General features: G+C 52.5%; 14 protein-coding genes and 1 pseudogene. 10 read left to right on the forward strand and 5 right to left on the reverse strand.

The features are described from left to right. Positions 1-2: 2 nt before the first annotated feature. Complete coding sequence (locus AC07WB_RS20090) at positions 3-10886, forward strand: hemagglutinin repeat-containing protein (RefSeq protein WP_494941140.1); 10884 nt, start codon at positions 3-5, stop codon at positions 10884-10886. Then, positions 10883-11179, forward strand: coding sequence for an immunity protein CdiI family protein (locus tag AC07WB_RS20095; protein ID WP_345830194.1), 297 nt, complete (start codon positions 10883-10885; stop codon positions 11177-11179). The genes AC07WB_RS20090 and AC07WB_RS20095 overlap by 4 nt, the downstream gene beginning before the upstream one ends. A 50-nt stretch (positions 11180-11229) precedes the next feature. Here the strand turns inward: AC07WB_RS20095 and AC07WB_RS20100 are convergent, their stop codons facing one another. After that, the gene (locus AC07WB_RS20100) at positions 11230-11316 is read right to left on the reverse strand and encodes a SymE family type I addiction module toxin (protein WP_370659834.1); all 87 of its coding nucleotides are present in this window, start codon (positions 11314-11316) and stop codon (positions 11230-11232) included. Positions 11317-11529: 213 nt separating this feature from the next. Between AC07WB_RS20100 and AC07WB_RS20105 the strand changes: the two genes are divergently transcribed. Beyond that, positions 11530-11784 (forward strand): hypothetical protein, encoded by a 255-nt coding sequence (locus AC07WB_RS20105; protein WP_097098299.1) that lies wholly within the window; start codon positions 11530-11532, stop codon positions 11782-11784. A gap of 591 nt (positions 11785-12375) precedes the next feature. Then, positions 12376-12948 (forward strand): pyridoxamine 5'-phosphate oxidase family protein, encoded by a 573-nt coding sequence (locus AC07WB_RS20110; RefSeq protein WP_494941141.1) that lies wholly within the window; start codon positions 12376-12378, stop codon positions 12946-12948. 127 nt (positions 12949-13075) lie between these two features. Here AC07WB_RS20110 and AC07WB_RS20115 read toward each other — a convergent pair whose 3' ends face one another. After that, positions 13076-13882 carry an OBAP family protein gene (locus AC07WB_RS20115; RefSeq protein WP_494941142.1) on the reverse strand — a complete coding sequence of 269 codons (807 nt, stop codon included), beginning with the start codon at positions 13880-13882 and terminating at the stop codon, positions 13076-13078. A 335-nt stretch (positions 13883-14217) separates the two neighbouring features. Between AC07WB_RS20115 and AC07WB_RS20120 the strand changes: the two genes are divergently transcribed. Continuing rightward, positions 14218-15303 (forward strand): aldo/keto reductase, encoded by a 1086-nt coding sequence (locus AC07WB_RS20120; RefSeq protein WP_400457188.1) that lies wholly within the window; start codon positions 14218-14220, stop codon positions 15301-15303. A 317-nt stretch (positions 15304-15620) separates the two neighbouring features. Here AC07WB_RS20120 and AC07WB_RS20125 read toward each other — a convergent pair whose 3' ends face one another. After that, complete coding sequence (locus tag AC07WB_RS20125) at positions 15621-15824, reverse strand: con-10 family general stress protein (RefSeq protein WP_064740224.1); 204 nt, start codon at positions 15822-15824, stop codon at positions 15621-15623. Positions 15825-16280: 456 nt separating this feature from the next. Here AC07WB_RS20125 and AC07WB_RS20130 point away from each other — a divergent pair, with 456 nt between their 5' ends. Beyond that, complete coding sequence (locus AC07WB_RS20130) at positions 16281-16787, forward strand: DUF892 family protein (protein WP_400457186.1); 507 nt, start codon at positions 16281-16283, stop codon at positions 16785-16787. Positions 16788-16990: 203 nt separating this feature from the next. Then, positions 16991-17173: pseudogene (locus AC07WB_RS20135) on the forward strand (LysR family transcriptional regulator); the annotation flags it as partial. A gap of 6 nt (positions 17174-17179) precedes the next feature. Here the strand turns inward: AC07WB_RS20135 and map are convergent. Beyond that, positions 17180-17962 (reverse strand): type I methionyl aminopeptidase, encoded by a 783-nt coding sequence (map, locus tag AC07WB_RS20140; protein WP_097098304.1) that lies wholly within the window; start codon positions 17960-17962, stop codon positions 17180-17182. After that, a complete protein-coding gene (locus AC07WB_RS20145; RefSeq protein ID WP_097098305.1) occupies positions 17959-18204 on the reverse strand; it encodes a ParD-like family protein in 246 nt (81 codons plus the stop codon). The genes map and AC07WB_RS20145 overlap by 4 nt, the downstream gene beginning before the upstream one ends. Before the next feature lie 232 nt (positions 18205-18436). On the opposite strand from AC07WB_RS20145, the gene AC07WB_RS20150 reads away from it, so the two are divergent. The 3 genes from AC07WB_RS20150 (at position 18437) to bglF (ending at position 22747) form a co-directional block, all read left to right on the forward strand. Next, positions 18437-19891: a sugar porter family MFS transporter gene (locus AC07WB_RS20150; protein ID WP_097098306.1), complete on the forward strand. Its 1455-nt coding sequence runs from the start codon at positions 18437-18439 to the stop codon at positions 19889-19891. Positions 19892-19955: 64 nt separating this feature from the next. Then, positions 19956-20678, forward strand: coding sequence for a YoaK family protein (locus AC07WB_RS20155; RefSeq protein WP_097098307.1), 723 nt, complete (start codon positions 19956-19958; stop codon positions 20676-20678). Between the two features lie 206 nt (positions 20679-20884). Continuing rightward, positions 20885-22747, forward strand: coding sequence for a PTS beta-glucoside transporter subunit IIABC (gene bglF, locus AC07WB_RS20160; RefSeq protein ID WP_494941143.1), 1863 nt, complete (start codon positions 20885-20887; stop codon positions 22745-22747).

The following is a 22747-nucleotide window of genomic DNA, read 5'->3' on the forward strand; positions in this document are numbered from 1 at the left end:
TTATGGACGATCGTCAACCCGTTTCCCTCGCCCGTCGCGCGCTGAGCTACGTCATCTGTTATCTGGTGGCGGTACAGCCGATGCTGCCTGCGATGGCGGCACAAATCACGCCGGTCACGCCTGGCACCCAGCTGGATGCCGCCGGTAACGGCGTGCCGGTGGTGAATATCGCTACGCCTAACGGCGCAGGCATATCCCACAACCAGTATCAGCAGTACAACGTTGGCAAAGAGGGCTTAATCCTTAATAACGCCACCGGCCAGCTTAATCAGACGCAGCTCGGCGGCCTGATTCAGAACAACCCGAATTTGAAAGCGGGTCGAGAAGCGCAGGCGATCATCAACGAAGTGGTTGGCGCTAATCGTTCGCAGCTCCAGGGCTACACCGAAGTAGCGGGCAAAGCCGCTAACGTAATGGTTGCCAACCCTTATGGCATCACCTGTAACGGCTGTGGCTTTATCAACACACCCAACGTTACGCTCACCACCGGCAAGCCGCAGCTGGATGCCAACGGTAATCTGGCGGCGCTGGAGGTGACAAAAGGCTCGGTGATCGTCGAAGGTCAGGGACTGGACGGCAGCAACGCCGATGCGGTGGCGATCGTCGCACGCGCGACGGAGATCAACGCCGGGATCTATGCGAAAGATCTGTCGGTGACAGCGGGGGCTAACCGCGTGGGTGCGGAGGGTTCCGTGACGCCGATTGCTGGCGAAGGTGCCGCGCCATCAGTGGCAGTGGATACCGGTGCGCTCGGCGGCATGTACGCCAACCGTATTCATTTGGTGTCGAGTGAGAAAGGGGTTGGGGTTAACCTCGGTAATTTGGTGGCGAAACAGGGTGATATTCAGCTCGATGCCAGCGGCAAGCTGACGCTGAACAACAGCTTGAGTAGTGGGGCGCTGACAGCCAATGCGGATTCGGTAACGCTCAGCGGCAATAACAAAGCGACCGGGCAGATCGCGGTAAATGCGCAGCAGGATATTGCACTACAAACGGGTGCGCTGGTCAGTGATGTCGGGATAGGTTTAACCGCTAAAGGTACGCTTGAAGCCTCGGGCAGCAATCTGACGGCGGGGCGTGATATTCGTCTTAGCAGTGCAGTCATTTCGGTGGATTCAGCCTCAGGCGGCAAAGCGGGTGGTGATATTCAGCTGCAGGCGCAAACCCGTATCGACAACAGCGGCCAACTTACGGCCAGCAAAAATCTCACTGCAAACACACAGCAGTTGAACAACACAGGCATGCTGGCCAGCGCAACGACCGCGATTACGGCAGGCAGCCTGCAAAACCGCAAAGGCGCCGCGATTTCCGGTTCAGAATCTGTGTCACTCAGCAGCAAAGGCCTTTTCAACCAAGGCATATTCTCCGCACCGGTGCTGAGACTTGATAGCACACAGATCGATAATAGCGGTCTGATTCAAGGCTCAAACTCCCTCGGCATTACAGGCAATCGTCTGACCAACCTTGCAGGCGGCACGCTGAGCTCTGATAACAGCTTTGCGTTGAATTTGCCGGAGCTGAATAACAGCGGGCTGATCACCAGCGGTGCCACGCTGTCGCTGGGTGGTGGTAACCTCATCAACCTCGGTGAAATTAATGCGGCGGACATCGCTGCGCGCAATCTGGCTTTCACTAATCAGCAGGGCGCGCTGCTGATTGCCGATCAACGGCTACTACTTCAGAACAATACGCTCATTAACGGCGGTCAGATAACCGCAGATCGACTGGATATCGATACGGTATCAGTGGACAACGCGGGTGCGCTGCAGGGCAATCATTCTCTGCAAACCCAGGGCAAACAGCTGACTAACAGCGGCACGCTGCTGAGTGGCGGCCAGATGAGAGTCAGCGCAGACAAGCTTGATAACCGCGGATTACTGCAGGGAGAACAGCTGGCGCTCACCGCTGTTGACTGGCAAAACAGCGGCAACCTGCTGAGCGCTGGCGATGCAGATTTGACAACCGGCACGCTGGATAACAGCGGAAAAATTCTTGGTCAGCAGGGATTGAATGTAAAAGCTCACTCCATCGATAACAGCGGCTGGCTGATGGCACAGGCGCTTACGCTGCAGAGTGATTTAGTTAACAGCGGGCTGATTCAGGGCAGTGATGCACTGACCATTGCGGGCGATAAGCTCAGTAATAAGATCAGCGGCCAGTTACTGAGTGCCGGCACGCTGGCGGCTCAAGCTGACAGCCTGGATAATCAGGGCAGCATTCAGGCCGACACGCTTGATATGAAGTTGCAAAGCTGGCAGAACGCCGGCCTCGCTCAGGCGACCACGCAATTAATTGGTACGCTGAACGGCGCACTGGAAAACCGTGGCACACTGCTGAGCCAGAATGATTTTGCCCTCATCAGCAACGACATCATTAATAGCGGTACGCTGGCAGCCGACCGACTCAGCATCACCGCACCTCAGCTGACCAACGCCGGACTGCTGCAGGGTAACAGCTCACTCTTGTTAAATAGCGCGAGTATCACCAACGCCGCCAGCGGTCAGCTTATCAGCGGCGGTTCGTTGACGCTTTCCCCGGTACAGCTGACGAATACGGGCCTGCTACAGGTGGCTGGTGACTTCAGCATTAACGGTCACAACCTGACCAACAGCGGGCGCATCACCGCAACCAATCTGAATGCAGACCTGAGCGGCACGCTGAATAACAACGGGCAGGGTGTTTTGCTTGCCCAGCGTCAGGCGGATATTCATGCCAGCGAGCTGAACAACGGCGGTTCGATTGCGGCACAGCAGTTAAATGCGACAGGTGATGTGCTGAAGAACCAAAGTCTGCTCCAGGGTGACAATGGACTTAGCGCGGATTTCAAACAGTTCAGCAACCAGGGCGCGGGGCAGCTACTGAGCAACGGTATTCTTGCACTTAAAGGTGCAACAGCTAACAACGCCGGTGTGTGGCAGGGCAATAGCATCGACTATCAGTTTGGATCGCTGACCAACAGTGGCACCGTTTACGGTATTGACTCACTGAAAGGTCAATCTGACGGGCTGCTGGATAACCGTGGCAGTCTGACCGCGGGCGGCAATGCCAGCCTGACGGTGGGTAATCTGCAGAACAGCGGTAAAGTGCTGGCCGATCGTCTGGTGTTACGCGGGAGCAGCCTTAGCAACAGTGGCCTATGGCAGGGAACATCTTCGCTGGATGCGCAGTCAAGCGGCGCGTTGACACAGACAGCTGGCGGCAAAATGCTGACTGGCGGTGACCTGCTGCTGAACGTTAACGACCTCAACACATCCGGCACAATCCAGGGTGACAAGGCGCAAATCAACGCAGACCGCTGGCAGAATCAGGGCTCGCTGCTGGGCACCACTGATGTGTCAGCTGAGGTTGAGGGTGAGCTGCGCAATAGCGGTGAAATCCTATCGCAAGGCACGGCACAGGTCAGCGCGCAAGATCTGAACAACAACGGCTCGCTGCTGGCGGATAAAGCGATGACGCTGAGTGGCGCTGCGCTGAATAACAGCGGCAGCGTGCAGGGCGAAACGCTCGTAATTACCCCGGCCAGCGTAACCAATCAGGGCAGTCTGATTGGCTTGCAATCTCTGACTATCGGTCCGGCGCAGGCCCGCAGTTTCCGCATGCTGGCGGTACAGACGCCGCCAGCACGGGAATTAATCAACAATGCTGGCGGTCAGCTGCTGACGCAGGGCACGCTGAACATTGCCGAGGATGTCATCACCAACAACGGCAGCTGGCAGGGACAGCAAATCCTGCTGAACGCCACCCGCCTTGCCAACAATGGCGCTATCCAGAGCGCAGGCGATCTGACGCTCAACCTCAGTGAGGCGCTGACGTCCGCCTCCGGCAGCAAAATCACGGCGAACGGCAATGCCGCACTGAACGCACTCAGCCTCACCAATCAGGGACAGTGGATTGCCCGCAACCTGACGTTACAGGGTGCAACGCTTAACAACGGCGGCGAGATCTCGGGCGTTGAAGGGCTGACCACCACGTTGTCGGGCGCGCTGACGCAGCAGCAAAACGCGGCGCTGCTGAGCGGTGGCACGCTGGATGTGCATGCAGCAACCGTGGATAGCGCGGGCCGAATGCAGGGCAGGAATTTATCACTCAACAGCGGCGTTATTACCAACAGCGGGCGCATGCAGGGCGACAGCAGTCTGCAGCTGAACGCCGGCGGACGCCTCACTAATAGCGCCAGCGGTACGCTACTCAGCCAGAACGGCCTGACGCTGACCGCGCCCGAACTCTATAACTACGGCGTGATCCAGGGAGGCACCAGCCGCATAACCACCAGCGGCCTGGCCAGCAACAGCGGCAAAGTGCTCTCTTCGGCAGATCTCACGCTCAGCGCGCCACAGCTGGTCAACAGCGGCTGGCTGCAGGCTTCGCAGCTGGTCATGAATGCGGCCAGCGCCAGCAACAGCGGCACGTTTATGGCGGATCAGCAGGCGACACTCACCGGCACCAGCCTGCAGAACCAGGGCACCGCGCAGGGCGGAAACCTGACGGTGAACTACGCGCAACTCACCAACAGCGGCACGCTGCTGGGCGCCAATCAGCTGAATGTTAAAGCTACACAGGTGACGCAACAGGCGGCGGGGAAGCTGTTCAGCGGCGGTAACCTGCTGCTGGAAAGTACGGGATTTGATCAGCTTGGACAGGTGGTGGCGCTGGGCGATGCGACGGTCAAACTCATCAATAGTTTTACCGCACGCAACACGCTGGCCGCAGGTAATCGCCTGACTATCAGCAGTAATGGCGCGATTGATAACCAGGGAACATTGCAGGGCCAGGCGCTGACGCTGAGCGCAGGCGGCGATCTGACGAACAATGGCCAGCTCACCACCGGAACCGGCGACAGCAGCCTGAGTGGTAACCGCATCAGCATGAACGGTGCGGGCACGCTGCAGGGCGGTGGCAATGTTGCGCTGATCAGCCGCAGTGACGTCACGCTCAACGGCTTTACCGGCACGCGTGGTAACCTCACCGTTTCCTCGCCGGGCAGCATTGTGAATACGGCGCTGCTGTATGCCGGGCAGAATCTCTATCTTTACGCCAACAGCATTAAAAACCAGCGCGGCGATATGCTGGCGGGCAACAGTGTGTGGATGCAGCGCGACGCGGCGGGCAATGCCAATGGCGAGGTGATCAATACCTCGGGAACTATTGAGTCGCAGAATGGTGATATCACAGTGCGAACGGCCAATCTGCTCAATCAAAGAGAGGGCCTTACCACCCAGCAGAATACACAGCAAATATCAGGACTGCCTGCGGGGGTTGGAGGCGCATCGATAAAGTATCAGTTGAGCAAGATGAATGTAGATGATTTGGGCTATTACACCATCCATGTTCGAACGGGCGGCAGCCCTGGTAAAGGCAATGGTTCAGATGATGATTACTTCTATCTGGCTCCCAATGCACAGGCAGCTGTCAAACGTTATCTAACAGAGACAACCACGGTGACGGCTCAGGCTAATGGAGGCAGTGGACGTATCTCTGCAGGGCGAAATCTCGATGTCACCGCAGGCCAGCTCAACAACCTCGCAAGCTCACTTCTGGCAGGTAACTCAATTTCACTCAGTGGTACCACGCTCAATAATCAATCCTGGGTAAATGGAGTAACCAGTACTTACCTGACTTACAACTATGATGGGCGGATTGGCGTAAACAAGCTGAATGATAGCCGTAACATGCAATACTTTTCTCCGACTTCAGAGTACTCACCTTTCAGGGGAAACGACTCATCTGCAACAGTGACTTATCAATTATCTTCTGCACCAGAATATGAAACCACCTATACCGGGGACGGCCTTCATGCCGTCATTCAGGCCGGCGGCAGCGTTAACGCCAGCTTCAGCGGTGATATCAGCAACACCTCCACCACGCCCAACGCCGGATGGGCAGGCACCACTGTCAATGCACCTGCATTAAATCACCTCGCCGCAATCAGCCAGGTGGCGGCTCAGCAGCGCCAGCAACTCGCCGCCACAGATAAGGTGGCGATCAATTCACCGGAATGGCGCGATCAGCTGCAAAATGCCTTGCAGCAGGTCAACGGCGGCACGTCGCTGCAAAATGCACAGCCTGAAACCGTTGGGCTCTCAAATCACAATGGCAAACAACAGGACAAGGCGAACCTTGGGAAGGCCGCTGAACTGGCGTTAGGCAGCGCAGTAAAACCCTCGGCTCTGAGCAGCTATGCTGCTTCAGCGGTGGATACCAGCGCCTATCCACTCCCAACCAGTGACAATGGCTACTTCGTCGCGGGCGACAGCAGCAGTCCTTATCTCATCACCGTAAACCCAAAATTAAACGGTCTTGGGCAGCTGGATAGCAGCCTGTTTGGTGACCTCAATCAGTTGCTGGGTAAACAGCCTGGCAGTGCACCACAGGAAACCCGTCAGCAGTATACCGACGCGAATGCGTTCCTCGGATCGTCCTATCTGCTGGACAGGCTGAATCTCAAGCCAGACAACGATTACCGCTTCCTCGGCGATGCGGCGTTTGATACGCGTTACGTCAGCAACGTTGTGCTGAATCAGACGGGCAACCGCTATCTGAATGGCGTGGGTTCCGATCTGGATCAGATGCGTTACCTGATGGATAACGCCGCCGCGTCACAGCAGGCTTTAGGCCTGCAGTTTGGCGTGTCGCTTAGCGCGGATCAGGTTGCTTCACTGGATAAGAGCATTATCTGGTGGGAAGCCACCTCGGTAAATGGCCAGACGGTGATGGTGCCGAAAGTGTACCTGTCCGAGAAAGACGCAGCGATGAACAACGGCAGCGTGATTGCCGGAAACAATGTCACGCTCTCTGGCGGTAACATTACCAACAGCGCCAGCAGCATTGTGGCGCAGAACGCTGTCAGCACCGACAGCCAAAACAATATCGACAACCTTAAAGCCGGGCTGATTAAAGCCGGAGGCGAGCTGCAGCTGGGCGCGCTGAATAACATCAATAACGTCAGTTCGACGATCAGCGGCAAAAAAGTGGCGCTGGAGAGCGTTAACGGCGACATCAATAACACCACCGTCAGCTCACAGTGGACGATCGGCGGCAACGGATCGATGCAGGCGAGCAAGACGCTAATGGGCCAGACGGCGGCGATTACGTCACTGGATACGCTCAGCCTGAAGTCCGGCAACGATATCAACATCACCGGCGCTTCACTCAATGCAGGTGGTGATCTGCTGCTCAACGCCTGGCACGATCTCAGTCTCAACAATATTGAGACCAGCGAAAGCCGCCAAATCGGCAACAAGGAAACCTATAGCTCAGGTACTGAACGCACGACGGTTTCCAGCGGAGGCAACCTGACGCTGGTAGCCGGGCAGGATATTACCAGCCAGTCAGCAGCGCTGGCGGCGGAAGGTGATGTCGGACTAAAAGCGGGCCGCGATATTAATCTGAACGCCGCAGCATCCGGTTCCGGTAACAGCGAGCGCGGCAGCAAGAAAACGGTGATTAACGAAACCGTGCGCCAGCAGGGAACTGAAATAGCCAGTGGTGGAAGTACAACGCTAATAGCAGGCCACGACATTACCAGCCGGGCGAGTGACGTAACGGCTCAACAGGACATTACGTTACATGCCGGGAATAACGTGGATCTGGGCACTGCAACAGAGAGCGATTATTACTACAAAGAAGAAACTAAAACCAAAAAAGGTCTGCTCAGCAAAAAGACGACGCACACCATTCAGGAAGACAGCACAACCAATGAAAAAGGCACACTGCTGAGCGGGAATAACGTCTCGGTTTCTGCCGGAAATGATGTGCTGGTTACCGGTTCACAGGTAGTGGGTGATGGCAAAGTTGCGCTGAACGCGGGCAATAATGTCGAAATCACTGCCGCAACCAACACGGATTCAACCTGGCGATTCTCAGAAACCCGTAAAAGCGGGCTGATGGGCACGGGCGGGATCGGCATCAGCATTGGCAGCAGTAAAACGCTGCATGACGTGAAGGATAAAGGCACCACTCAGAGCCAGAGCATTAGCACGGTGGGCAGCACCGCCGGTGATGTTTCAATTACGGCCGGTAAGCAGCTTCAGGTCAACGGGGCCGATCTTATTGCCGGTGGCAACATGGCTTTGCAGGGCGATAGCGTCGCAATCACTCCGGGTCATGATGTGCGGACGCGTGACGAGCGATTTGAGCAACGTACCAGTGGCCTGACGCTGGCGCTATCCGGCGCAGTGGCGGAAGCCGTCAACAGTGCCATTGCCGCAGCGCAGTCTGCAAAGCAGGAGAGTGACGGTCGATTAGCCGCATTACAGGCGACCAAAGCGGTACTTTCCGGCGTACAGGCGAATCAGGCAAGTCAGCTCGCTCAGGCGAATGGTGATCCCAACAACGGCGTTGGCATCAGTCTGTCGCTGACGACACAAAAATCCAAATCACAGCAACACCAGGCATCTGACACGGTCAGCGGCTCAACAATCAACGCCGGTAAAAATCTAAGTATCGATGCTACCGCCAAAGGAAACGGCATCAACAGCGGAGACCTGCTGATCGCAGGCAGTCAGCTGAAAGCCGGCGGCGATACCTCTCTGCATGCTGCAAATGACATCACACTGGCTGCGGCTGCTAACACACAACAGACCACCGGGAAGAACAGCAGCAGCGGTGGCGGCATTGGCATCAGCTTTGGCGTGGGGTCGGGCAGTGCTGGCCTCAGTATCTTTGCCAGCGTCAATGGCGCTAAAGGACATGAAAAAGGCAACGGCACCGTTTGGAGTGAAACCACGCTGGACAGTGGAGGAGATGTGTCTATCACCAGCGGTCGCGATACCACACTCAGCGGTGCGCAGGTTAATGGCAACAGCGTCAAAGCGGATATTGGACGTGACCTGACGATAACCAGCCTGCAGGACAGCGATAACTACGACTCGAAGCAGACGAGTTTTGGCGCGGGCGGCAGCTTTACCTTCGGCTCGATGACGGGCTCGGGTTACATCAACGCCAGTCAGGATAAGATGCACAGTAATTACGACAGTGTGCTGGAGCAGAGCGGTATCTACGCCGGTAAAGGCGGTTTCGACATCACGGTTGGCAACCACACGCAGCTCAACGGTGCGGTCATTGCCAGCCAGGCAGATGCCGATAAAAACCGGCTGGATACCGGCACGCTGGGCTTTACTGATATCCATAACGAGGCGGATTACAAAACCGAACATCAGGGAATTGGCATCAGTTCCGGCGCGAGCATGGGTGGGCAGTTTGCCGGTAATATGGCTAATACTCTCCTTGCCGGAGCCGGCAGTAACGGGCATGCAGATGGCACTACACAATCTGCCGTGGCTGACGGTACGATAGTCATTCGCGACAAGGCTAATCAGCAGCAGAATTTAACAAGCCTAAGCCGCGACACTGAGCATGCTAACGACAGCATCAGTCCGATCTTTAACAAAGAGAAAGAGCAAAAGCGTCTCCAGACCGCGCAGATGATAGGCGAGATTGGTGTGCAGGTAGGGGATATAGCACGGACTCAGGGCGCTATTATCGCCACGCGGGAAGCCAATGAGAAGATGTCCTCTCTGAGCGAATCAGATCTGGCTAAAGCAAAGTCTGACTGGGAAAAAGCCAATCCGGGTAAAACTGCGGGTGACGATGAAATCGCTAAGCAGGCCTGGCAGAACAATTATGATGCCGCGTTCAGTGCAACAAAGCTGGGAACGGGCAGTGCTGTACAGCAAGGCATCCAGGCGGTAACGGCTGCAGTGCAGGGGCTGGCCGGTAATAACATCGGCCAGGCAATCAGTGGCGCAGCCACCCCCTATCTGGCAGAGCAGATTCACAAATATACCAGTGGCAACCCTGAAGCGCAGGCGATGGCGCATGCCGTAGTCGGTGCCATTGCCTCTTATGCCTCCGGGCATGACGCGCTGGCAGGTGCAGCGGGTGCCGTCAGCGGTGAGCTGATGGCAAAATTTGTGATGGGGCAGCTATACCCCGGCAAAACTGCCGACAACCTTACAGAAACGGAGAAGCAGACTGTTAGTGCATTAAGCACACTTGCGTCGGGACTTGTCGGTGCCACTGTCGGAGGTAATACAGCTGAAGCGGTTAATGCTGCTCAGTTAGGGAAAAACGCTGTTGAGAATAATCACCTCCATGCGGATCAGGCGCTGACGTTCGATAAAGAGCTGTCGGACTGCCGGAAATCAGGGGGTGACTGCCAGTCGGTTATTGATAAATGGAAACAGGTCAGCGACCAGCAGAGCGCTGAAACCGACCAGAAACTAAAGGATAACCCGCTGGAAGCGGTGGTGGTTGATAAGGAACTGGCTCAGGGTGGCGTCGATATGACAGAGCGCCCCGGCTGGCTGGGCAATCTTCCCGGCGTGGACGTGATGACCAGCGAGGAAGCCAAAGCCTACGTCCAGCAGTGGAACGGTCAGGATCTGGCAAATATCGATGTAAACAGTCCTGAATGGATGAAGTATGCAGCTTTCGTATCTGATCCAGAAAATCAGGCGGCATTGGCATCGCTGGGAACTTTGGGTAAAGATCTTGTCCTGATAGCAAAAAACAGCTTTACGACAAAATCTTTATTTAAAGAAATGACAAATCAAGGCATTAAATTTACACCTGAAAATGTCGTTGGTGTTGCAAAGGATAATAGTGGAAGAATCATCTTCCTTGAGAAAGGTAATTCTAAAGCAGGTTTACAACATATTGTGGAAGGACATGGTAGCCAATTTGCACAAATAGGAGTATCAGAAGCACGTATTCCTGATGTAGTGATGAAGGCCGTAACTGATGGTAAAGTAGTAGGTTATCAAGGGACTGGCACAGGTCGACCAATCTATGAAACCATGATAAATGGCAAGAAATACAATATTGCTGTTACCGTGGGAAATAACGGATATATCGTAGGGGCTAACTTACGAGGCTCAGTAAAATGAAAGAAATAAAATTAATGGCTGATTATCAGTGCCATCCATTATGGGATATATCTCCAGAAAATTATGGGGACATCTCCCCTGAAGAATTACCAATATCTTCGAAATTAAAAGATAGGCTTAGAGAGTGGGCTGAACGATACGATGCCATACTCAATATCAATGATCCGGTATCATCTGGTTTTAAAAGTGAAGAGGAAAAAAAACAGTTTATTGATGATGGTTATAAACTGGCACATCACCTTCAGGAAGAGCTTGGAGATAAATATAATATTATTTACCACTCTGAATATTAATAAATCCCGGCCACCGCGCCGGGATTTTACGTTTTAAACCCGGTTAGTTATCATTCCTCAGCCAGCCGGATGATTAGTTGCCCTGCCTCCGGGATTACTTCGATCTTCTGGCCAGTCTCAAAGCCAAAATCCGCCATCCAGTGCCCTTTCAGGGTGATGGATGGCGATGGCAGATGTGATCACGATTATAGCCCACGGTATAGCGCCGCGCTTTGTAGTTGAGCCGTATAGTGCTAGACGCTTTGAAAATTATGGAATGACGGGGCGTCGGGAAGTTACAACCCAAACACAAGAAAATCGTGCTTAGAAAATGTTTGATGAGTTAGTAACCAAGAATATAGAGGTAAAAGTTGTCAAAGAATAGCAACATTAAACTAAAAAAAATCATAGCTGATCTTGCTATATTCCTTGATTTTACAAGCGAGAAACAGCTGGCTTCGGATATTTCTGTAGAAATGATGGAGCACATGGCAGCAGAATTACAGCTATTAGGCGCGGAGTATAGAAAAGATATTGTCAGGGGCTTCTTAGTCATATCGTCAGAATATACTGAAGATAAAAGCAAATTCGTGAAGGAATTACCTGATTCATTAGGACTAATTTAAATAGAAAGAACCCGGCTAAGCCGCCGGATTTTTAATATGTCACTTGACCGTCAAATCCACTTCCCGCTGTTGCAACCGGATCACACCCGGCGTAGCAACAGTAATACGTGTCCGTCACGTCATGATTTTATTCGTGAAGAATGCTAATATATTTAACCTTCAGCCACGGTAACGCTTTGGAAATACACACTTCTGATTTAGAATCGTGCCGGACCCATGAATAATCAGTTTAAAGACATCAATGAAAAAAGTAACAGTATCTCAGCCTTTCTAAGTGGACTTTATTGTGTAATCTGCTTCTTTGTTTTAGCTGTTGTTTTTCGCTATGTATTAACTTATCTCTATACTAATGAGTTATATGTCAGTTCGGGTGATATTTACAAAAACATTTTTAATGAGTTGCGTGGCAGGCATTGGCGGAAGCATAGCCTCCTGGATTATGAAAAAAATAGATGAGCGTAAGAAAGAGCCTTAATTACCGCAAATTAATCGCGTGGAAGTTTACAGCGTCATCAACGGTACCGCTTGCTTTAATGAGATAAAAAATGATTTATGTTGAGTAAGCGAAACTAATATTAGCAGGAATATGTTATGCCACTGTATCTTGAAGACATCGATAACGACGCCTGGAATAAACTGGAGGCGGGAGCCGCTGCCGCTGACTCAGGATTTCACTTCATTACGCTCGGTTCTATAGATGAACAAGGTCATCCACAGGCGAGAACGCTGGTATTACGTCGTGTTGATCGTATGAAGTGTGTTCTGGAGTTTCATACTGATGTGCGCAGCCCTAAATGGCTGGCGCTTTCGGCTCATCCTAAAGCCACAGCCCTTGGCTACTGTAATGAAACACGAATACAGCTCAGACTTTGCGGAACGGTAGAACTGCATGCACAAGGGAGCGAATGTGCCGAGTTAGCGTGGGAACAATTATCGGACAACACCAGAAAAACCTATGCTGGGCCCACGCCAGGCAGTGATGTTGTTAGTAATAACTATCATGGCTGTAATACTGACGGCAGTGGCAAAGTTAATTTTGGCGTAATAGTGCTGCACATCAACCTGCTGGACTGGTGTCTATTAGCGAGGGATAACAATCAAAGAGCGTTATTACATTACAGTGCGGCTGGTAAACTCAAAAACTGTAAATGGGTTAATCCGTAATATCCCATGTGCAGGCTATTATTAATTTCTTTTGGAGATAGCTCATTATTTTCAGGTAATCGCTCAATTTAACGCACTAATTGGCATGAGCCGCGATACTTTCATACCGCGACCATGCCGACGAATTTCACTGCTTCCCGGAAGCAATTTTACGTTGATTTTGCTCTGAGGTGCCGAAATGGGTAGTGTCATTATGCCCGTGTTCAGCGGCCCCTTCCACCAGCTTAAGTTGTACGACATCGCCTTGTTGCCAGGCATCGGCCCCGGCTGCAACGGGACGCGCTACAATATCTTGCCGCTGAGATTTAATCGCTTGGGTATCAGTTTTAAAGCGACGATCGCGATCTTTCAGCAGAGCCGGATCAAGCTGGCCTTCACCGGTAAAGCCCATCATTAGCGCTGGAATACCCAGAGGCAACGTTTTGTTTCTATCGGTGTGCCATGTATGCCAGGTTTTGCCGTAGGTATTTACTATTTTACTCATTAACGCTTTCTCAGCCACCGCAGGCAGGCCAGGCGCAATTAAACTGCCAGACTTAACTTCATATTGATGGCTATGCCAGAGTTTTTTTTCTTCGGGCGGCAACGTTTTAAATAGACGTTCACTAATAATGTATTCGACACCCATTAGCCTCGCATCTTTGGTATTGCTATCATAAATAATAGCCTGCATCACATCGTCATTAAGTACTGTTACATAATGATGTGCTTCCATCTGACCATTTTTGTCGCCATTGTAAAAATGAAACCCATCAAGATAGGCGCTGATGGCTTCCACCGGCGGCCGAGATTGCATCACCTGGGCACCTGTTTCAAGCGTTTGCATTTTGGCAGAGGTTTGATTTCCGGGCAGCGGGGTGTGTGGTGGCGTATTAGCGCCACCGCAAGCGACTAATAGCGGAACGCTAAGCATCATCAGAGGAAAATATTTCATATAATGTCCACTTAATAAATTGTATTTATAAGATAGACCAATTATGAAGTAGGAACTGAAATAAACGCTTTTAGAACCAAAGTTTATTATTAATGTGTGGCACAAATGATTGTCGCGGATGAAAATGGTGAGCCAGCATGTTCATAGCTATTATAGGGCGGTAATGGCACCAGAAATGTATTAATTATCATCAATGCTTGTTGTTAAGTGATTATTCTCCTGCAGCGATTTGCGTATCGTGCAAACGACTTCTATGCTTTTGGCAAAATGATTTTTAAAGCGTGAAACGATTGCGATTACGATCGCCTTTTTAAAGTTGTAGAGGAGGAAAGTAAATGCAATATAAAAAACTGGGCCATTCGGGTCTACTGGTGTCTCAATGTGTGTTGGGCACAGTTCCATTTGCGGGTAAAGCGGGTTTTGAAAAAACGGGCAACGTGAATGCTGCAGAAGCGCGCAGATTTATCGATATCGCGTTAGATCATGGCGTAAATATGATCGACACGGCCGACCTCTACTCAATGGGGGGCGCTGAAGAGGTTTTAGGTGAGGCGCTGCGAGAAAAACGCGACCAAATCATTCTGGCCAGCAAAGCCAGAAGTCCTCTGGGGCAGGATCCTAATGCCAGTGGAGCAAGTCGTTTTCATTTAATCAAAGCCTGTGAAGCAAGTTTAAAGCGCTTAAAAACCGATCATATCGATCTGTACCAAATTCATAATTGGGATGGCGTAGCCTCGGTAGATGAGACTTTGCGTGCCCTGGAAGATTTGGTTAAAAGCGGCAAGATTCGCTATTTTGGCACATCAAACTACACCGCATGGCAGATGATGAAAACCTTGGGCCATGCGGAAGCACAGCGGCTATTGAAACCCGTCAGCCAGCAAATCTATTACACGCCCGAATCGCGTGAAGCCGAATATGAATTATTGCCGATGGCGCGGGACCAGGATATCGGTACGCTGGTTTGGGGCCCCCTGGGCGAAGGTTTATTAACCGGTGCCGTTGGTCGCAATAAAAAGGCGCCGGCCTCAACTCGCCAGGGCAGCGGATGGCCTGAGCCGTATGTGCATGATATGGAGCATGCATATCGCGTAATCGAGGTGCTGGAGGAAGTGGGAACAGAATTGAACGCTTCGATAGCGCAGACTTGCCTGGCATGGTTAGCCAATCGGCCCGGGATTACATCGTTGATCGTTGGCAATAGAACCGAGACGCATCTACGCGAAAATTTACAGGCCTTCGAGTTAAAACTGAGTGAAGCGCAGCGTAAGCGTATAGAGCAGGTAACGCGTCCCGCTCCTAACTATCCCTATTGGCACCGTTTCACCAGCGGCATGGACCGTATTGACCCTGCTGAACAGCCATTTATTGATGAACATCAGCAAACGTTAGATGGCAGAAAAGATCAGGCAATTAAATAACCTGTTAGTTATCTAATATAAGCGAACCCCAAACGTTTATGGTCAAAAGCAGTGCCAGAATATATCTATCAGCCCATGATTTATTATTAGCCTGCAAATGTAATTTTATCGTTAATAAGCGAAGGGTAAAACCAGGATAAGCGAAGCGGTAAATAGAGTTGGATTGATCAAGAAACAAACAATTAGCGGGGTTTATCTTAGAAAATAACTCTCCTGACGTCGTTGATTCTGTATTTAAGCGAAGCGTAAACACAGGGTCAGGAGAGTGTTGTACAGAAGTAAAACGAAGTTAAACGTGTATTGTCGTTAGGCTAATGTTATTTGCGTCGGCTGATCTTTCCTCCTTTTCTTCCCGCTTCAATGGCACGCTCCGGATCGTTTTTGAAGTTGCCGCTGCTAGCCTGGCCGCCCTTGCGCCCAGCCTCAGCTGCGCGTTCCTTATTCTCTGCGAAGTTACCTGCGCCACCACGACGTTGCGGCTTTTTTTCTTCCTCATCGGGTAGCTTCTTAGCGTCCGTCATTGGTTCTCCTCTCTGTATTAATACCAATGTCATGCAAAATAAAAGTAGTGCCTTTTTTACCAGATTCAAGCCTGGATTAATCTTAAGCCTTAATTTCGTAAAGCTCGATGACCTAACTATCAGTCAATTTTTTATTCATGTCATCATGAAACTTCCATGAACTATGATTATTGTTTTTTTAACGGAAAGAGGGAAGCTTTCTCTTGGAAATAATAAGCGAGACGGTAAGGGTTGTTACATTTAACCCGGGATCGCAAATCTTTGGCTCAATACTTGCGCAGTGGCACTTGCTTGCTACGTTTAATTAATCTGCTTATTCAGCCTTAATTGACGCTTCGCTTATTTTAAGTTTATTAGCCTAAATGAGCCGATGTTTAACCTATCAGGTCGCTAACGAGCAGCAATCTTTCCTCAACGCTGTTTTTTAGCCAGACATCTCATTTCTGGAGCAAATTGATGACTAAGGATTTTGTGTATCTGGATTGGCTGCGCGATGCGCATGCGATGGAAAAGCATGCTGAAGCGATGTTACAAGGAGCCGCTCTGCGTCTGGACGATTTTCCCCTGCTCAAGGCGCGTATTGAGCAGTATCGACACCAGACGCAACAGCAGCACCAGCAGGTCAAAGACGTTCTCAAGCGTTACGATACGAACTGGTCGGCACTGAAAGATGCGTTAGGACGCATGTCGGCGGTTGGACAGGCGGCCAGTGATATGTTGCGGGACGAAGAGGGCGTGCGCATTGCGGTGAGCAGCTACGTGTTCTGCAATTATAAAGTGGCAACCTATACTGCGCTGTTGGCCGCTGCGCAGCAGGCGGAAGACAGTAAAGGCGTCAAAACCTTTCTGCGTATCCTGCAACAGGAGACGCAGATGGCCGATTGGCTGCTCACCCAGCTGCCGGATGTGGCGAATGAGGCGATCATGCATCGCACCGAAGCAGACATATCAAGTGCGATTTAGCTCCACAGCCTGGTCAGTGACGGTGCGTCGCTGACCAGGCTGTTTTTAGTTATCTGCATCCCTCGATAAACTCAAATAAAACCTTTAATCACTATCAACTCGCATATCAGTGAAGCGGCAATCGATAACTGCTCAGATATTGCTGATTAACGGTCACAGCATCTTTCATTTTCAAAGGCACCGCTATCTCCTTTGCTCAATGATTGCTGGATGTGATAACCGAAGTTCAGGAGCAGCAGCTGAGCTTTGTGCCGCTAAAAAATAGCGTGATGCGCCCACTCACCTTAGCGCTTTGTACTGCGCCGTCACGCCAGTTATCGCGTGCGGCGCAGAGAGTGATTCAGCGCATTACGCAGGTGATTGAGGCGATGACGCCGTTAGCCTGATGCAAATTAGATCGCAGGGTATTCACCGGTGCCTTCCGGCCACGGCGTCAGCAGATCAAAGCCGGTTTCGGTGACGGCGATGGTATGTTCCCACTGCGCCGACAGCGAACGGTCTTTGGTGACCACGGTCCAGCCATCCGATAACACGCTGGTGCCAGCTTTACCGGCGTTAATCATCGGTTCGATGGTGAAGATCATACCGGCCTGCAGCGCCAGCCCTGCACCCGGCGTGCCGTAGTGCAGGATCTGCGGATCGCCGTGGTAAACCTCGCCAACGCCGTGCCCACAATATTCACGCACCACGGAAAAGCCGGCCTTTTCCGCTACCTGCTGAATCGCTGCGCCAATATCGCCCAGCGTCGCGCCCGGTTTCACTACCTTGATGCCTGCCACCATTGATTCATAGGTGATATCCACCAAGCGCTTAGCGCGAACCGAAGGCTGTCCCACGTAATACATGCGGCTGGTGTCGCCGTACCAGCCATCCTTAATGATACCGACATCAATATTAACGATATCGCCATCCTTGAGCTTTTTCTCACCGGGAATGCCGTGACAGACCACGTGATTTACCGAGGTACAGGTGGTGCGCGTGTAGCCGTGATAGCCGATATTTGCCGGCACCACGTTCAGCTCATTCACGATGTATTCGTGGCAGATGGCATCCAGTTCATCGGTGGTGACGCCTGGTTTGACAAAAGGCGTGATGATTTCCAGCACTTTAGCGGCAGCATGCCCGGCGGCGCGCGCCAGTTCGATCTCTTCAGCAGTATGCAGTTTGATACTCATTGCGCGATTCCCTGCGGAGTAAATGAAGGTTGCTCGAGCAGCTGCGCTAAATCAGCACCGCTGTCGCGTTCAACGCGCATCAGTAAGCGCGTCAGTTCCTGATGATTGAGTGCCGGATAAATCTCGGCGAGCATGCCGATTTTCATCCAGTGTTCTGCCTGTGCGTTGATAGAACGGCTGAGTGCGGTACTGCCAATGCGCAGATTTTCATGCATTAAATCGGAGATTTTGACGATGCCCATGATGTAGCCTGTATATGAAACGTATGCATTATGTATATAGCTTACGCTGAGTCGCGTCGTTATAGCAAGTCCATTGCTGACCTTATCAATCAGAGGTATTTACTTCCTGTTAGCAATTACCATCTATTTAACAGTGACCTTCGTCACATTTTGAAAATCCTGTCTATACTTCTGCCTTTTGGGTATTTCGCCTTTGCGCTTATCGGGCGCGTTCAATATGCAGGGATTTGGAATGGAAACATCGCAGCAAAACAATGAAGATGATTCAGCACTAAGCAATCTTACTGTCAAACAACGCTTATTCTTTGTGGTGTTGGTGGCGACCATGGGCGCGCTGGCGTTTGGTTATGACACCGGCATCATCTCCGGTGCCTTGCCGTATATGACCTTGCCACCCGATCAGGGTGGTCTCGATCTCACGCCGTTTACCGAAGGATTAGTGACGTCGTCGCTGATTTTTGGTGCTGCACTCGGCGCTTTTCTCAGCGGCTATTTCTCAGACCGCTTTGGCCGTCGTATCACGTTGCGCAGCCTGGCGTTGATCTTTGTCGCCGGCGCAATCGGCACCGCGCTGGCACCTAATCTGCACGTTATGGTGGCAATGCGTTTCTTGCTTGGGATTGCAGTTGGTGGTGGTTCATCAACGGTACCGGTATTCATTGCAGAAATTGCTGGGCCTAAACGCCGCGCACCGCTGGTGAGCCGTAACGAGCTGATGATCGTTTCCGGCCAGCTGCTGGCCTATGTGGTGAGCGCCTTGATGAGCTATCTGCTTAATGATTCGCATATGTGGCGCTATATGCTGGCGCTGGCGATGATTCCGGGCGCGCTGCTATTTATCGGCACCTTCTTTGTCCCGGCCTCGCCGCACTGGATGGTGGCGGAAGGGCGCATCAAAGAAGCGAGCCGTATCCTGCACAAGCTGCGTGAAACACCGCGGGAAGTGAAAAAGGAGATGGCGGAGATGCGCCAGCACGCTAAAGCGTCACGGCAGGGGCCATCAGCTCGCGAGCTGTTACAGCAGAAGTGGGTGCTGAGGCTGCTGCTGGTGGGCGCTGGACTGGGCATTGTTATCCAGTTCACCGGCGTGAATGCATTCATGTATTACACCCCGGTGATTTTGAAGACCACCGGCATGGGCACCAACGCCTCGATTGCCGCCACCATCGGCAACGGCGTGGTATCGGTGATTGCTACCATCGTCGGTATTAAAGCGGTGGGGCGATTTGGTCGTCGCACCATGCTGATGACCGGTTTGACAGTGGTGATCGCCATGCAGCTGGCACTGGGCTGCGTACTGTTGCTGATGCCACAAGATATGACGCAAAGTATGTTCGCATTAGCGGCAATTCTGGTGTTCCTGTTCTTTATGCAGATGTGCATTTCGCCGGTTTACTGGTTGCTGATGTCGGAACTGTTCCCGATGAAATTGCGCGGAGTATTGACGGGCGCAGCCGTTTCGTTCCAGTGGATCTGTAATGCGGCCGTCGCGTTTGCGTTTCCGCCGCTGCTGGCGGCCACCGGCAATGGCGCGTTCTTCATTTTTGCGGCGATCAATGTGGGTTCACTGATCTTCGTCATCACCATGCTGCCGGAAACCAAAGGCAAATCGCTTGAGCAGATTGAGAAAGAGATGCGTGAGCGTTTTAGCGAACAGGATCAGGAAGCCGCCGACGGCGTAGCATAGCAGCACTTGAGAATTCCTGGCGCTGGGAGGAAGATACGCATCTTTGCCCGGGCCAGGAACTCCCATGCTGATCACCGCCGAAAACACGCGCACTTTCAATACCGACATTCGCCTGGCCTGCACCCTGGCCGCGGTTGCCGGTGCCCTCAACACCGCAGCGTTTGAAACGGTCGGCTTTTTCTCAGCGAATATGACCGGCAATGTCTCTTCTCTCTCCGATCACCTGGCAAAAGCCAACCTGCACGTTGGCCTGTTTTTTCTGCTTATCGTACTGTTGTTTATCGCCGGCTCTTCCATCTCCACGTTGATTATCAATTCCGGCAGAAGACGCCAGATTCGCGGTATTTACGCCATTAATATCCTGATTGAAGGGCTCGCTTTGCTGCTGCTGGGAACGGTTGAAATCGGGTTCCGGTTCAGCGGCTCTGGCGTGCTGTTGGTGCTGAGCCTGAGCTTCCTGATGGGCTTGCAGAATGCGGTGGTGACGCGCATTTCCAACGCGCGCGTTCGCACCACGCACGTCTCTGGCACCGCCACCGATATCGGCATTGAACTGGCAATGTTGTTCGATGTGCTGCGCCGTAAAGAGTCGCCGAAAGATGCACCACTCTATATCGAGCGTTTAAAACTGCACTTTTACACCGTGCTGGCCTTTCTGGGCGGTGGTGTATTGGGGATCTGGTTGCTACAGCTGATGAGTTATTTACTGCTGATCGTGATTGGCGCGCTGCTCACCGTACTTGCGTTAACGGCGCTCAAACGCTCTGGTTCGATGATTCATCTTTGAGTTAATCGGTGATGTACTTCACACTTCTCCGCTGCCCTTGCTGAATCCGCTTGCCACCGTGGCTGCGCTGTAAGCAAGATAGCCCGCGTTAAGGATTGTTACTGTTCGGCAGGCAAAACCTGAGGCGCGCCCTTTTTCATCTGAAGAGGGCGCGCCTCAGGTTTTTTTTTACGCGAAATTCGGGGCATGGTTCAGGAGAAAGGGTGATGCAATATCAGGAACTGGCGGATGAGATTGTGGCGGGCGTCGGCGGCAAAGACAATATTATCAGCGTAATGCACTGTGCCACGCGTTTGCGTTTCAAACTAAAAAATAGCCAAATCGCGCATACCACCGCGTTAAAAAATAATCCCGGCGTGATTATGGTGGTGGAGAGTGGCGGGCAATATCAGGTGGTGATCGGCAATCAGGTTGCGGAAGTTTATCGGGCGCTGACATCACGCCACGCGCTGGATAATCCAAGCGACCTCGCCGATAACGCTGCGGCACTGGGCCTGTTCGGCCGCTTTATCGATCTGGTTTCCGGGATCTTTACGCCGTTTATCGGCGTAATGATTGCTACCGGTATCATTAAAGGCTTACTGGCGCTGGCATTAGTCGTCGGCGTGATGGATGCCAATAGCGGCAGCTACAAGGTACTGTTTGTCGCCAGCGATGGCTTGTTCTACTTCCTGCCGATTTTGCTGGGCTACAGCGCGGGGAAAAAATTCGGCGGCAATCCGTTTGTCAGCATGGCGATTGCCGCCGCGCTGGTACATCCGGTGATTCTCGAGGTGCTGCAACAGCAGCAGCAAGGTAAATCACTGACGTTTTTAGGCGTGCCTCTCGACGTGCTTAACTACAGCGCATCGGTGATTCCCATCATCTTCGCAGCCTGGGTTTCCAGTTTACTCGAGCGCTGGATCCATCCACGCTCGCCCAGCGCAGTGCGTAACTTCACTACGCCGCTGTGCTGCCTGAACATCACCGTGCCGCTCACCTTTCTTGCCATAGGACCGGCGGCGACCTGGCTCAGCCGGATGCTGGCGGAAGGTTATTTGGCCATCTACAGCCTGAGTCCAATGATTGCCGGTGCGGTGATGGGTGCGATTTGGCAAGTGTGCGTGATTTTCGGTCTGCACTGGGGATTAGTGCCCATCATGCTGAATAATCTCGCTAACTTTGGCCACGATACGCTGCTGCCGCTGTTACTGCCTGCCGTGCTGGGGCAGGCGGGCGCAACGCTGGGGATTTTCCTGCGTACCCGCGAAGCGAAACTCAAAGCGGTGGCGGGCTCGGCATTTACCGCCAGCATTTTTGGTATCACCGAACCGGCGGTATACGGCGTGACGCTGCCGCGCCGTCGCCCCTTTATCTTTGGCTGCATTGGCGGTGCAGTGGGCGCGGCTATTCTCGGTTACTGGCATACCACTATTTACTCCTTTGGCTTCCCAAGTGTGTTCACCTTCATTCAGGTGGTGCCAAACAGCGGCATTGATGCCAGCGTACTGGCGGCGTTTGCTGGAGCGGCGCTGGCACTGCTGTTTGCCTGCGTCATGACCTATCTGTTTGGCCTGAGCGAGCCGCTTCCTGAAGCACCTGCCGAACCGGCTGCAACGCCTACAACCCTGACGCAACGTGAAAGCGTGGTGAGTCCCATGGCTGGCGATGTGATTCCGTTGGAGCATGTCAACGATGAGACCTTCGCCAGCGGTTTGCTGGGCAAAGGCGCCGCGATTCTTCCACAGCAGGGACGCGTGGTTTCTCCAGTTAATGGCGTGGTGTCGTCGATGTTCCGTACCGGCCATGCGATAGGGTTAACGTCAGCGCTAGGCACGGAAGTACTGATTCACGTCGGTCTCGATACCGTGAAGCTTGAGGGGCGCTATTTTCGCCCGCAGGTGCAAAACGATCGGCCGGTAAAAGTGGGGGATGTGCTGCTGGAATTCGACCTCGAGGCCATCAAAGCCGCAGGTTATGACCTCACGACGCCGGTGCTGGTGAGTAACAGCGATGAGTTTATCGACGTATTAACCCTGAGCCGCGCGGCGGTGAGCGAAGGCGCTCCGCTGCTGGCGGTGTTGAAATAA

This window comes from Pantoea sp. GW821-FHT03E06 (genome assembly GCF_059420725.1).

Excerpts from the sequence above, each read along its gene's own strand:
- AC07WB_RS20125 (WP_064740224.1), bottom strand. The coding sequence starts at position 15,824 with ATGACGGACGCTAAGAAGCTACCCGATGAGGAAGAAAAAAAGCCGCAA.
- AC07WB_RS20090 (WP_494941140.1), top strand. The coding sequence starts at position 3 with ATGGACGATCGTCAACCCGTTTCCCTCGCCCGTCGCGCGCTGAGCTAC.
- AC07WB_RS20110 (WP_494941141.1), top strand. The coding sequence starts at position 12,376 with ATGCCACTGTATCTTGAAGACATCGATAACGACGCCTGGAATAAACTG.
- map (WP_097098304.1), bottom strand. The coding sequence starts at position 17,962 with ATGAGTATCAAACTGCATACTGCTGAAGAGATCGAACTGGCGCGCGCC.
- AC07WB_RS20150 (WP_097098306.1), top strand. The coding sequence starts at position 18,437 with ATGGAAACATCGCAGCAAAACAATGAAGATGATTCAGCACTAAGCAAT.
- bglF (WP_494941143.1), top strand. The coding sequence starts at position 20,885 with ATGCAATATCAGGAACTGGCGGATGAGATTGTGGCGGGCGTCGGCGGC.
- AC07WB_RS20115 (WP_494941142.1), bottom strand. The coding sequence starts at position 13,882 with ATGAAATATTTTCCTCTGATGATGCTTAGCGTTCCGCTATTAGTCGCT.
- AC07WB_RS20155 (WP_097098307.1), top strand. The coding sequence starts at position 19,956 with ATGCTGATCACCGCCGAAAACACGCGCACTTTCAATACCGACATTCGC.
- AC07WB_RS20095 (WP_345830194.1), top strand. The coding sequence starts at position 10,883 with ATGAAAGAAATAAAATTAATGGCTGATTATCAGTGCCATCCATTATGG.
- AC07WB_RS20130 (WP_400457186.1), top strand. The coding sequence starts at position 16,281 with ATGACTAAGGATTTTGTGTATCTGGATTGGCTGCGCGATGCGCATGCG.
- AC07WB_RS20120 (WP_400457188.1), top strand. The coding sequence starts at position 14,218 with ATGCAATATAAAAAACTGGGCCATTCGGGTCTACTGGTGTCTCAATGT.
- AC07WB_RS20100 (WP_370659834.1), bottom strand. The coding sequence starts at position 11,316 with ATGGCGGATTTTGGCTTTGAGACTGGCCAGAAGATCGAAGTAATCCCG.
- AC07WB_RS20145 (WP_097098305.1), bottom strand. The coding sequence starts at position 18,204 with ATGGGCATCGTCAAAATCTCCGATTTAATGCATGAAAATCTGCGCATT.